The sequence below is a fragment of the Noviherbaspirillum sedimenti genome, assembly GCF_003590835.1.
Lineage (GTDB): Bacteria > Pseudomonadota > Gammaproteobacteria > Burkholderiales > Burkholderiaceae_D > Paucimonas > Paucimonas sedimenti.
In genome coordinates this window covers 1-12,844 of record NZ_QYUQ01000004.1, presented here as the reverse complement: position 1 = coordinate 12,844, position 12,844 = coordinate 1, and the positions used below count along the sequence as shown (strand labels likewise).

The window sequence follows — 12,844 nt, the reverse complement described above, 5'->3', positions numbered from 1 at the left end:
CCCAAAGATTGGCTAAGTGGAAAACGAAGTGGGAAGGCTAAAACAGTCAGGAGGTTGGCTTAGAAGCAGCCACCCTTTAAAGAAAGCGTAATAGCTCACTGATCGAGTCGTCCTGCGCGGAAGATGTAACGGGGCTAAGCCAGTCACCGAAGCTGCGGATATGTCTTAGGACATATGGTAGGAGAGCGTTCTGTAAGCCTGCGAAGGTGTCTTGTAAAGGATGCTGGAGGTATCAGAAGTGCGAATGCTGACATGAGTAGCGATAATGGGAGTGAAAAGCTCCCACGCCGTAAGCCCAAGGTTTCCTGTTCAACGTTCATCGGAGCAGGGTGAGTCGGCCCCTAAGGCGAGGCAGAGATGCGTAGCTGATGGGAAGCAGGTTAATATTCCTGCACCGTCGTGTGATGCGATGGGGGGACGGATCGCGGAAGGTTGTCCGACTGTTGGAATAGTCGGTTTGTGCATCAGAGAAGGCCCTTAGGCAAATCCGGGGGCGTAATTCAAGGGTGTGCGACGAGTGGCCTTGTGCCGCGAAGCAATCGGAAGTGGTTCCAAGAAAAGCCTCTAAGCTTCAGTCACATGATGACCGTACCGCAAACCGACACAGGTGGGCGAGATGAGTATTCTAAGGCGCTTGAGAGAACTCGGGAGAAGGAACTCGGCAAATTGGTACCGTAACTTCGGGATAAGGTACGCCCTAGTAGCTGACTGGCCTGCGCCAGGAGGGTGAAAGGGTTGCAATAAAATGGTGGCTGCGACTGTTTAATAAAAACACAGCACTCTGCAAACACGAAAGTGGACGTATAGGGTGTGACGCCTGCCCGGTGCTGGAAGATTAAATGATGGGGTGCAAGCTCTTGATTGAAGTCCCAGTAAACGGCGGCCGTAACTATAACGGTCCTAAGGTAGCGAAATTCCTTGTCGGGTAAGTTCCGACCTGCACGAATGGCGTAACGATGGCCACACTGTCTCCTCCCGAGACTCAGCGAAGTTGAAATGTTTGTGATGATGCAATCTACCCGCGGCTAGACGGAAAGACCCCATGAACCTTTACTGTAGCTTTGCATTGGACTTTGAACCAATCTGTGTAGGATAGGTGGGAGGCTTTGAAGCGGGGACGCCAGTTCTCGTGGAGCCAACCTTGAAATACCACCCTGGTTTGTTTGAGGTTCTAACCTTGGCCCGTTATCCGGGTCGGGGACAGTGCATGGTAGGCAGTTTGACTGGGGCGGTCTCCTCCCAAAGTGTAACGGAGGAGTTCGAAGGTACGCTAGGTACGGTCGGACATCGTGCTAATAGTGCAATGGCATAAGCGTGCTTAACTGCGAGACTGACAAGTCGAGCAGGTACGAAAGTAGGACATAGTGATCCGGTGGTTCTGTATGGAAGGGCCATCGCTCAACGGATAAAAGGTACTCTGGGGATAACAGGCTGATTCCTCCCAAGAGTTCATATCGACGGGGGAGTTTGGCACCTCGATGTCGGCTCATCACATCCTGGGGCTGTAGCCGGTCCCAAGGGTATGGCTGTTCGCCATTTAAAGTGGTACGTGAGCTGGGTTTAAAACGTCGTGAGACAGTTTGGTCCCTATCTGCCGTGGGCGTTGGAAGTTTGAGGGGGGCTGCTCCTAGTACGAGAGGACCGGAGTGGACGAACCTCTGGTGTACCGGTTGTCACGCCAGTGGCATTGCCGGGTAGCTAAGTTCGGAAGAGATAACCGCTGAAAGCATCTAAGCGGGAAACTTGCCTCAAGATGAGACTTCCCGGGAACTTGATTCCCCTAAAGGGTCGTTCGAGACCAGGACGTTGATAGGCTGGGTGTGGAAGTGCAGTAATGCATTAAGCTAACCAGTACTAATTGCCCGTGCGGCTTGTCCCTATAACCTTGATGTTATAGATGATGAGTAAGCTGTGTATGCCATGATCGATTCTGGCAATCACAACCGCCAATATTAAGTAGTACCCTGAACTATTGCTTCTTCCCGGATTGCGTTGTTTGCGATGCCCAGGTCAACGGGCACCACAAGCGACACTACAAGTTATGCCTGATGACCATAGCAAGTTGGTACCACCCCTTCCCATCCCGAACAGGACCGTGAAACGACTTCGCGCCGATGATAGTGCTGCAACCAGTGTGAAAGTAGGTCATCGTCAGGCTATTACCCCAGAAACGCCCCACCCTCGAAAGAGCGTGGGGCGTTTCGCTTTGGATTTTCGTAAGCGTCTTCTCTGACTTTCAATTACCCACAAATTTTGTCCCCATCAGGAAGCCAAGTTCGATATCGATGAGACGTGAAACCCCTCGCCACATGACCGTATTGCCCGGCGGAGGATCGTTGGCGCGAGCAAGGTAGCCGCCGAGCCGGGCAATCTTGGTCAGATAGTGAGTAAGATTTTTCTTGGCTGGTACTGATTTATCCTTGACGAGGGAATCGAGCAAGGTAAGCGCCTCATCTGTACCGTCTGGACGAGAGTATCCAAATAATCCACGATAGTTCCCGCTATTTTTTAGTGGGAACTATCGTGGATTCATTGATTTTAGAGGGGCGTCGCAAACGGCGCCCGAACTTTCCGGTCGCGTTCAAGAAGCAGCTCGCGCAGCAGGCCAGCGAGCCTGGCGCTTCCGTTTCACATCTGGCGCAGCAGCACGGCATCAACGTCAACATGCTGTTCAAATGGCGGCGACATTTGGTGGCTGGCCTGTTCGATGCTGCGCCGGCGCCTCAGGCCATGTTGCCAGTCACGATTGTCGAGACAGCGGCAGCGGTCGCGCCCGCATCAACGCCTCGACTTCTGGCGACGACAGAGACGGCAAGCACAACGGACACGCGCGTTGCGCGACAGGGCATCATGGAAATTGCCATCGCCGATGTGACGCTCCGGTTTGATGGCCACGCCGATCTGGCCATGCTGCATGCAGTCCTGCGGATGTTGCGGCCATGATGGGCCTGCCGGCGGGAACGCGCATCTGGATTGCCGCAGGCATCACCGACATGCGGGCCGGCATGAATGGCCTGGCGGCCAAGGTGCAAATGACCCTGGCCGAGGAACCCCTCTCCGGCCATGTGTTCGTCTTCCGTGGCCGGCGTGGCAATGTCATCAAGGTGTTGTGGGCCACCGGCGATGGACTATGTCTGCTCATCAAGCGGCTTGAGCATGGCCGGTTCGTCTGGCCGCAGGCCGACAGCGGCAAGATCCACCTGACCCCGGCGCAGCTGTCCATGCTGCTGGAGGGGATCAACTGGAAGCAGCCGGAACGCACCGGGCCACCGCTTTCCTTGTTGTAAACATTCCGGCAAGCGCGTAAACTGCCGCGCATGCCTGTCACCCCCGCCTCACTGCCGGACGATATTGATGCCCTGAAGGCTTTGCTATTGCGCCGCGACGACGAGCTCCAGCAATTGCGCCATACCGTGTCGACGCTGGAGCTGGCACTTTCCGTGCGCACGCTCGAAATCGAGCAGCTGCAACTGCAGATCGCCAAACTCAAGCGCATGCAGTTCGGCCGCAAGTCCGAGAAGATCGACAAGAAACTCGAGCAGCTGGAAACGCGTCTGGAAGATCTGCTTGCCGAGGAAGGCGCTGCCGAACAGAAGCAGCCGGAAACAGTAACGCCCCGGCAGAAGTCGGCACGCCAGCCATTGCCTGACCACCTGCCGCGCGAAGACCACATCATCGCGCCAGAGGTCCAAGCCTGCCCGGCATGCGGCGGCGACCTCAAGCCGCTCGGCGAGGACGTTTCAGAACAGCTGGAAATCATCGACGCCGCCTTCAAGGTGATTCGCCATGTGCGGCGTAAAAAAGCCTGTGGCTGCTGCGACGCGATCGTCCAGGCGGCCGCACCGAGTCGGCCGATTCAGCGCAGTTTCGCCGGCCCCGCTCTGCTGGCCAACATCGCCGTGGGGAAATTCGCCGATCATCAACCGCTGTATCGCCAATCGGTCATCCACGCCAGGAAAGGGGTGGATCTGGATCCCGCCACCACGGGACGCTGGATGGGGGCGTGCGGTGTGCTGATTACCCCTCTGGTGGAGGCACTGCGCCGCCATGTACTGGCCCCGGGCAAGATTCATGCGGACGATACGCCGATGCCGGTACTGTCTCCTGGCAATGGCCAGACGAAGACGGGACGACTCTGGGTGTACGTCAGGGATGATCGCAATGCCGGCTCGTCCGCCCCAGCGGCAGTGTGGTTCGCCTATTCGCCGAACCGCCAGGGCCAGCATCCGCAGTCGCACCTGGCCGGATTTGCCGGCGTGGTTCAGGCTGATGCATTTGCCGGTTTCAACGCGATCTACGCTGATGGCCAGGTAAAGGAAGCGGCATGCTGGGCACATGCCCGTCGCAAGCTCCATGACCTGCACGTGCGCAAGGCAACGCCAACCACCACCGAAGCGCTGCGACGGATTGGCGAGCTGTATGCCATCGAAGCGCAAATCCGTGGGCAACCACCGGACGAGCGGCAACGGATTCGGCAACAGCAGGCCAGGCCCCTGCTGGACGATCTTGAAATCTGGCTGCGACAGCGGCTGTTGACACTATCGACCCAATCGGACACGACCAAAGCCATCAACTACGCGCTCAACCAGTGGCAGGCGCTGGTCTATTATTGCGACGATGGCATGGCAGAGATCGACAATAACATCGCGGAGAATGCCTTGCGCGGCGTCTGTCTTGGCAGGAAGAATTTCCTTTTCCTGGGGGCCGACAGCGGTGGCGAGCGTGCTGCCGCTATGTACTCGTTCATCGGTTCAGCTCGCCTCAACGACATCGATCCGGAAGCGTACCTGCGCCATGTGCTGACGCATATTGCTGATTACCCCATCAACAAGATCGACGAACTGCTGCCATGGAACGTTGCCTGCGTAGCGCAATGCTGGCGTGAGGCATCACTCCCAATCCTCGTGTTCCACCGTTTCGTCAGCCAGGTCCCAAACCATTGAGTGGTACTGGACTTCGAACCATTCCTTGAACATCTTGAGGCTGCGATTCTTCGGCCACCAGGATTCCTCCGTATACCAATCATGCAGGAATGCCTCGAAGAATACCTTCCAGTGGCGATGGATCCAGCGCTCGGCATCTTCCACCGTTTCGGCCGCTCGCTGGGAAATCAGAAAGGCATCTTGTTCCTGACGCAGTTCTTCGAGCGTCAGTTTCGGCGGGTTCGGATCGACGCGCATGATCCAGTCGAGAACCGGCTGCTTCGGCAGCAAAACAACCAGGCTACGGTTAATGGTGAAGCGCGGATACTCGTGCATAATTGACAGGCCTGAATGAAAGGAAAGCCGCTATTTTAGCTGTCACCAGAAATCAGGCCGTCAACACGGTGCTGAAAGGGTGCTTACTCCCTTTGCCGGGACATTCAAAGAGCGAACCACCTATCGCTACCCTCTACCCGCGATACGATACTGCAGGCCGATGCCGACCATGCTCGCCGCGCAAGGCAGCATCGCTTTGAAATCTGGCGCCTGGCTGCGAGTGAATGCGCGAAATTGCTGTTTAGGCAATGCTTTTGTTTGAAAATGACAATGAGCCAGTGCCTTCTCTTCCTGGTCCGTTGGCACCACGCCACCTTGGACGAGGGGCGGACGGAAGGTACGCCATCCAGCTTCCAGCGTGACAGGACGGCGTACCCAAGTGCTGCCGTAAGTGCTAGCGGCAAATGTCTGGCGATCCCGTTTACAGGCCTAAGCATTGGGCGATTATACGATTGCATTGTGTCGCTGCCTTTTTAGGCGCAGCTCCATGGGAGTAGGGGGCTTTCGGCATTAAGGCCATCACTGGCATACGAAGAATGCCGGAAGCGTAGTAAAACGCAGCATGCTTATGCGGCGATATCCGTTAAGTCGAGTGTCGCAAAGCGGGTGCGGCGTTGATGAGATGAAAGTTCTTCAAAAATACTATTGACGGAAACATCGAGACCCTCCATAATCTCATCTCTCTGCTGCTGACGAACACAACGCTTCGCAGCCTGCCGGTCACCTGGCAAAGCAGAAAAGGAAGTTCTTTAAAAATTAACAGCCGATAAGTGTGGGCGCTTGATGGAGTGCAGCGCTGGGTAACCAGCGTCAAGCTTAAAATATCAAGTGCTCGCACAGAAGAAAATAGGTCAGTCCGCAAGGATTGATCCTGTCAGTATTTTGAGTGAGCGACGGTTCTTCGGAACCTGTCCGCAAGGACACAAAACAGAGATTAAACTGAAGAGTTTGATCCTGGCTCAGATTGAACGCTGGCGGCATGCCTTACACATGCAAGTCGAACGGCAGCGCGGACTTCGGTCTGGCGGCGAGTGGCGAACGGGTGAGTAATATATCGGAACGTGCCCTGGAGTGGGGGATAACGCAGCGAAAGTTGCGCTAATACCGCATACGATCTACGGATGAAAGTGGGGGATTCGCAAGAACCTCATGCTCCTGGAGCGGCCGATATCTGATTAGCTAGTTGGTAGGGTAAAAGCCTACCAAGGCATCGATCAGTAGCTGGTCTGAGAGGACGACCAGCCACACTGGGACTGAGACACGGCCCAGACTCCTACGGGAGGCAGCAGTGGGGAATTTTGGACAATGGGGGCAACCCTGATCCAGCAATGCCGCGTGAGTGAAGAAGGCCTTCGGGTTGTAAAGCTCTTTTGTCAGGGAAGAAACGGTTCTGGCTAATACCCGGGACTAATGACGGTACCTGAAGAATAAGCACCGGCTAACTACGTGCCAGCAGCCGCGGTAATACGTAGGGTGCAAGCGTTAATCGGAATTACTGGGCGTAAAGCGTGCGCAGGCGGTTGTGTAAGTCTGTCGTGAAATCCCCGGGCTCAACCTGGGAATTGCGATGGAGACTGCACGGCTAGAGTGTGTCAGAGGGGGGTAGAATTCCACGTGTAGCAGTGAAATGCGTAGATATGTGGAGGAACACCGATGGCGAAGGCAGCCCCCTGGGATAACACTGACGCTCATGCACGAAAGCGTGGGGAGCAAACAGGATTAGATACCCTGGTAGTCCACGCCCTAAACGATGTCAACTAGTTGTCGGGTCTTAATTGACTTGGTAACGCAGCTAACGCGTGAAGTTGACCGCCTGGGGAGTACGGTCGCAAGATTAAAACTCAAAGGAATTGACGGGGACCCGCACAAGCGGTGGATGATGTGGATTAATTCGATGCAACGCGAAAAACCTTACCTACCCTTGACATGTACGGAACCCTGCTGAGAGGCGGGGGTGCTCGAAAGAGAGCCGTAACACAGGTGCTGCATGGCTGTCGTCAGCTCGTGTCGTGAGATGTTGGGTTAAGTCCCGCAACGAGCGCAACCCTTGTCATTAGTTGCTACGAAAGGGCACTCTAATGAGACTGCCGGTGACAAACCGGAGGAAGGTGGGGATGACGTCAAGTCCTCATGGCCCTTATGGGTAGGGCTTCACACGTCATACAATGGTACATACAGAGGGCCGCCAACCCGCGAGGGGGAGCTAATCCCAGAAAGTGTATCGTAGTCCGGATTGGAGTCTGCAACTCGACTCCATGAAGTTGGAATCGCTAGTAATCGCGGATCAGCATGTCGCGGTGAATACGTTCCCGGGTCTTGTACACACCGCCCGTCACACCATGGGAGCGGGTTTTACCAGAAGTAGGTAGCTTAACCGCAAGGAGGGCGCTTACCACGGTAGGATTCGTGACTGGGGTGAAGTCGTAACAAGGTAGCCGTATCGGAAGGTGCGGCTGGATCACCTCCTTTCTAGAGTATGCATGCAAGTTGAGCGCTCACACTTATCGGTCTGTTAGTTGAAGAGAACAGAAAACAGTGCCCGCAGCACCACGGGGCAATTGAGGTCTGATCAAGCGGGTCTGTAGCTCAGCTGGTTAGAGCACCGTGTTGATAACGCGGGGGTCGTTGGTTCGAGCCCAACCAGACCCACCAGGAATACGGGGGTTTAGCTCAGCTGGGAGAGCACCTGCTTTGCAAGCAGGGGGTCGTCGGTTCGATCCCGTCAACCTCCACCAGTTTCACAAAGGTCAAACCACAGTCAGTCAGTATGACGAGACTCTGGTTTGGTTTTTAGAAGACCATTGGCTGTTTTGTTCTTTAACAATCTGGAAGAAGTAATAGTAAAGAAATTTATCAGTTGGCCTGATGCAGGAATGCATTGGAAAGACTGGTGGGTTGTGATTGTATCAATCATCGAAGTATGAAAGCGTTCCCGCGCAAGCGAGAATGGCTGGATTACGGCAAACGCAACAAACTCAGAATAACTCTATGACGTCTCTTGGAATGGGAACAAACCGAGAGATCAACGTTATAGGGACAAGTGACTAAGTGCACATGGTGGATGCCTTGGCGATTACAGGCGATGAAGGACGTAGTAGCTTGCGATAAGCTGCGGGGAGCTAGCAAACGAGCTTTGATCCGCAGATTTCCGAATGGGGAAACCCGGCCCTTTGGGTCATCACTCACTGAATACATAGGTGTGTGAGGCGAACGTGGCGAACTGAAACATCTAAGTAGCTACAGGAAAAGAAATCAACCGAGATTCCCAAAGTAGTGGCGAGCGAAATGGGAAGAGCCTGCAAGATTTAGCATTGTTGATAGTGGAATGCTCTGGAAAGTGCAGCCATAGAGGGTGATAGCCCCTTACACGAAATCAGCGTTGTGGAACTAAGTTTGCGACAAGTAGGGCGGGACACGTGAAATCCTGTCTGAACATGGGGGGACCATCCTCCAAGGCTAAATACTCGTAATCGACCGATAGTGAACCAGTACCGTGAGGGAAAGGCGAAAAGAACCCCGGAAGGGGAGTGAAATAGATCCTGAAACCGTGTGCATACAAACAGTAGGAGCCTCGCAAGGGGTGACTGCGTACCTTTTGTATAATGGGTCAGCGACTTACATTCAGTGGCGAGCTTAACCGAATAGGGGAGGCGCAGAGAAATCGAGTCCGAACAGGGCGACAGTCGCTGGGTGTAGACCCGAAACCAAGTGATCTACTCATGGCCAGGATGAAGGTGCCGTAACAGGTACTGGAGGTCCGAACCCACTAATGTTGAAAAATTAGGGGATGAGCTGTGGGTAGGGGTGAAAGGCTAAACAAACTTGGAAATAGCTGGTTCTCTCCGAAAACTATTTAGGTAGTGCCTCTTGTATCACCATCGGGGGTAGAGCACTGTTATGGCTAGGGGGTCATCGCGACTTACCAAACCATTGCAAACTCCGAATACCGATGAGTGCGAGCAAGGGAGACAGACGTCGGGTGCTAACGTCCGGCGTCAAGAGGGAAACAACCCAGACCGCCAGCTAAGGTCCCAAAGATTGGCTAAGTGGAAAACGAAGTGGGAAGGCTAAAACAGTCAGGAGGTTGGCTTAGAAGCAGCCACCCTTTAAAGAAAGCGTAATAGCTCACTGATCGAGTCGTCCTGCGCGGAAGATGTAACGGGGCTAAGCCAGTCACCGAAGCTGCGGATATGTCTTAGGACATATGGTAGGAGAGCGTTCTGTAAGCCTGCGAAGGTGTCTTGTAAAGGATGCTGGAGGTATCAGAAGTGCGAATGCTGACATGAGTAGCGATAATGGGAGTGAAAAGCTCCCACGCCGTAAGCCCAAGGTTTCCTGTTCAACGTTCATCGGAGCAGGGTGAGTCGGCCCCTAAGGCGAGGCAGAGATGCGTAGCTGATGGGAAGCAGGTTAATATTCCTGCACCGTCGTGTGATGCGATGGGGGGACGGATCGCGGAAGGTTGTCCGACTGTTGGAATAGTCGGTTTGTGCATCAGAGAAGGCCCTTAGGCAAATCCGGGGGCGTAATTCAAGGGTGTGCGACGAGTGGCCTTGTGCCGCGAAGCAATCGGAAGTGGTTCCAAGAAAAGCCTCTAAGCTTCAGTCACATGATGACCGTACCGCAAACCGACACAGGTGGGCGAGATGAGTATTCTAAGGCGCTTGAGAGAACTCGGGAGAAGGAACTCGGCAAATTGGTACCGTAACTTCGGGATAAGGTACGCCCTAGTAGCTTGACTGGCCTGCGCCAGGAGGGTGAAAGGGTTGCAATAAAATGGTGGCTGCGACTGTTTAATAAAAACACAGCACTCTGCAAACACGAAAGTGGACGTATAGGGTGTGACGCCTGCCCGGTGCTGGAAGATTAAATGATGGGGTGCAAGCTCTTGATTGAAGTCCCAGTAAACGGCGGCCGTAACTATAACGGTCCTAAGGTAGCGAAATTCCTTGTCGGGTAAGTTCCGACCTGCACGAATGGCGTAACGATGGCCACACTGTCTCCTCCCGAGACTCAGCGAAGTTGAAATGTTTGTGATGATGCAATCTACCCGCGGCTAGACGGAAAGACCCCATGAACCTTTACTGTAGCTTTGCATTGGACTTTGAACCAATCTGTGTAGGATAGGTGGGAGGCTTTGAAGCGGGGACGCCAGTTCTCGTGGAGCCAACCTTGAAATACCACCCTGGTTTGTTTGAGGTTCTAACCTTGGCCCGTTATCCGGGTCGGGGACAGTGCATGGTAGGCAGTTTGACTGGGGCGGTCTCCTCCCAAAGTGTAACGGAGGAGTTCGAAGGTACGCTAGGTACGGTCGGACATCGTGCTAATAGTGCAATGGCATAAGCGTGCTTAACTGCGAGACTGACAAGTCGAGCAGGTACGAAAGTAGGACATAGTGATCCGGTGGTTCTGTATGGAAGGGCCATCGCTCAACGGATAAAAGGTACTCTGGGGATAACAGGCTGATTCCTCCCAAGAGTTCATATCGACGGGGGAGTTTGGCACCTCGATGTCGGCTCATCACATCCTGGGGCTGTAGCCGGTCCCAAGGGTATGGCTGTTCGCCATTTAAAGTGGTACGTGAGCTGGGTTTTAAAACGTCTGAGACAGTTTGGTCCCTATCTGCCGTGGGCGTTGGAAGTTTGAGGGGGGCTGCTCCTAGTACGAGAGGACCGGAGTGGACGAACCTCTGGTGTACCGGTTGTCACGCCAGTGGCATTGCCGGGTAGCTAAGTTCGGAAGAGATAACCGCTGAAAGCATCTAAGCGGGAAACTTGCCTCAAGATGAGACTTCCCGGGAACTTGATTCCCCTAAAGGGTCGTTCGAGACCAGGACGTTGATAGGCTGGGTGTGGAAGTGCAGTAATGCATTAAGCTAACCAGTACTAATTGCCCGTGCGGCTTGTCCCTATAACCTTGATGTTATAGATGATGAGTAAGCTGTGTATGCCATGATCGATTCTGGCAATCACAACCGCCAATATTAAGTAGTACCCTGAACTATTGCTTCTTCCCGGATTGCGTTGTTTGCGATGCCCAGGTCAACGGGCACCACAAGCGACACTACAAGTTATGCCTGATGACCATAGCAAGTTGGTACCACCCCTTCCCATCCCGAACAGGACCGTGAAACGACTTCGCGCCGATGATAGTGCTGCAACCAGTGTGAAAGTAGGTCATCGTCAGGCTATTACCCCAGAAACGCCCCACCCTCGAAAGAGCGTGGGGCGTTTCGCTTTGGATTTTCGGTGCGTGACATTGCTTCCTGTTCCGCGATAGGCACCTTCTGCACCGCGGCCCCATCGGGGCGACTTCTTGCCTCAGGCTGCCTTGCTCTGCCGCAGGGGCCATTCGAATCAGCTAACACATGGTTTCCACGTAAGCACCCGGTTTGAAAAATGGGCGCCGTAGCGCCCATTTTTATCAGACTGCGACCTTCTGCGTCTGGGGCAAGCCCTGGACAATCAGAAGGTGTGTTTTACGCCCAAAGCAAAAGTCGAAGCGGTTTCGCCAGCGACCAGACTCGATCCGGTGAAGGAAGTGCCCGCATTGAAGGGTTGATAGACACCGTTCGCATCATTGTCCAGTCGGCTGTAGTACACGCCGACGTTGGTGCGCTTGGACAGGGCCTGGTCGTAGCCCACGGTGTACATTCTTGGCGCCGCTATCGTTGCCAGTGCTGGCCGCGAGGCCAGCATGGCCGACAGACAGGTCGCCAGCCTTGGTGACGCTGCCCAGGATGGTGCCGTTGCCGATGGCATAGCTGACCGGGATTGACCATGCGGTACGAGAAGACTTGCTGCCACCGACGGCTTCCCGAGTGGCGCGGTCGGCCATCATGCCCAACTTGAGGCTGCCGAACTTGTAGGAGCCAGTAAATCGCAACTGCTTGTCATCGGTGCCGGGAACAAAGGCCGTGACGCCGGCATTCGTGACGAAGGAGCCCCGCCCTTCCGCAGTGAAGTCGCGATACGCCAGCGCTAACGCCAGCGGGCCGTTGGCGTAGGCACCTTGCAGGAAGTATTCGCGGCCATCACTGTAATCGTTCCTGCCGTTAACGGTGCCTTCATTGGCAGCGCTGGCAGTGGATATGCCGACCATACCGCTGAAGCCGCTAATGACCGGCGAACGGTAAGTGACCGAATTGGCGCGACGAGTGGTATCCAGATTGCCGACCGCCTGATTCAGAATGGAGTAGGTTGCAAGCATGCTGGTCGGCACGGCGAGCAAGTTGCCGGAGGCGGACACATACTCTGTAGTCAAGCCCTGGGTTGACATCCATGAATGCTTGCCGGCAGTGACTTGCCCCCAGTGGCCTTTCATGCCGACGTAAGTTTCGCCATTGCCCAGGCCGTTGCCGGTAGCTGCTTGAGCAGTGCCAACGTCGGTGTTGAAACGGTTTTCCACGTAGAACAGGGCTTTCAGACCGCCGCCCAGATCTTCAGTACCGGACAGCCAGAAGCGCGAAGCGTAGTCGTCGTCAATGCGCAGTTCGTTGCTGGTTTGGCGAGTAGTGCTGCTGATCTTGTAGTTCTTCACATTGGCTTGAAGTACGCCGCCGATCGTAAGATTGCTCTGTGCTTGAA

The 12,844-nt window shown here is 54.7% G+C and carries 6 protein-coding genes, 2 tRNA genes and 5 rRNA genes; 10 read left to right on the top strand and 3 right to left on the bottom strand.

Features of this window, described 5'->3' with window-relative positions; translation table 11 throughout:
• A 23S ribosomal RNA gene (locus tag D3878_RS23330) occupies nt 1-1,879 on the top strand; the annotation flags it as partial.
• 165 nt (nt 1,880-2,044) lie between these two features.
• Nucleotides 2,045-2,157 (top strand): 5S ribosomal RNA (gene rrf / locus D3878_RS23325).
• 79 nt (nt 2,158-2,236) lie between these two features.
• Here rrf (D3878_RS23325) and D3878_RS23320 read toward each other — a convergent pair.
• Nucleotides 2,237-2,440 (bottom strand): hypothetical protein, encoded by a 204-nt coding sequence (locus D3878_RS23320; protein ID WP_199688329.1) that lies wholly within the window; start codon nt 2,438-2,440, stop codon nt 2,237-2,239.
• Between the two features lie 83 nt (nt 2,441-2,523).
• Between D3878_RS23320 and tnpA the strand changes: the two genes are divergently transcribed.
• From tnpA to tnpC, 3 genes are read left to right on the top strand one after another with little or no spacing between them, the layout of a single operon-like run.
• Nucleotides 2,524-2,943, top strand: coding sequence for an IS66-like element accessory protein TnpA (gene tnpA / locus D3878_RS23315; RefSeq protein WP_199688328.1), 420 nt, complete (start codon nt 2,524-2,526; stop codon nt 2,941-2,943).
• Nucleotides 2,940-3,287 carry an IS66 family insertion sequence element accessory protein TnpB gene (tnpB, locus tag D3878_RS23310; protein ID WP_119784367.1) on the top strand — a complete coding sequence of 116 codons (348 nt, stop codon included), beginning with the start codon at nt 2,940-2,942 and terminating at the stop codon, nt 3,285-3,287. Before tnpA ends, tnpB begins: the two co-directional genes overlap by 4 nt.
• Nucleotides 3,288-3,317: 30 nt before the next feature.
• On the top strand, nt 3,318-4,943 hold the full coding sequence (tnpC, locus tag D3878_RS23305) for an IS66 family transposase (RefSeq protein ID WP_233556511.1): 1,626 nt from the start codon (nt 3,318-3,320) through the stop codon (nt 4,941-4,943).
• Here the strand turns inward: tnpC and D3878_RS23300 are convergent.
• Nucleotides 4,890-5,258, bottom strand: coding sequence for a hypothetical protein (locus tag D3878_RS23300; protein WP_119788107.1), 369 nt, complete (start codon nt 5,256-5,258; stop codon nt 4,890-4,892). The genes tnpC and D3878_RS23300 overlap by 54 nt on opposite strands.
• Before the next feature lie 936 nt (nt 5,259-6,194).
• Here D3878_RS23300 and D3878_RS23295 point away from each other — a divergent pair.
• The 5 genes from D3878_RS23295 to rrf (D3878_RS23275) all read left to right on the top strand — a co-directional run bounded on the left by D3878_RS23295 (nt 6,195) and on the right by rrf (D3878_RS23275) (nt 11,446).
• Nucleotides 6,195-7,727, top strand: a 16S ribosomal RNA gene (locus tag D3878_RS23295).
• Nucleotides 7,728-7,833: 106 nt separating this feature from the next.
• Nucleotides 7,834-7,910 (top strand) — tRNA-Ile (locus D3878_RS23290).
• 7 nt (nt 7,911-7,917) lie between these two features.
• Nucleotides 7,918-7,993: transfer RNA gene (locus tag D3878_RS23285), tRNA-Ala, on the top strand.
• Between the two features lie 299 nt (nt 7,994-8,292).
• Nucleotides 8,293-11,168 (top strand): 23S ribosomal RNA (locus tag D3878_RS23280).
• Between the two features lie 165 nt (nt 11,169-11,333).
• Nucleotides 11,334-11,446: ribosomal RNA gene (gene rrf / locus D3878_RS23275) — 5S ribosomal RNA — on the top strand.
• 388 nt (nt 11,447-11,834) lie between these two features.
• Here the strand turns inward: rrf (D3878_RS23275) and D3878_RS23270 are convergent.
• On the bottom strand, nt 11,835-12,844 hold a 1,010-nt coding region (locus D3878_RS23270; protein ID WP_147384117.1), incomplete at its 5' end, for a porin.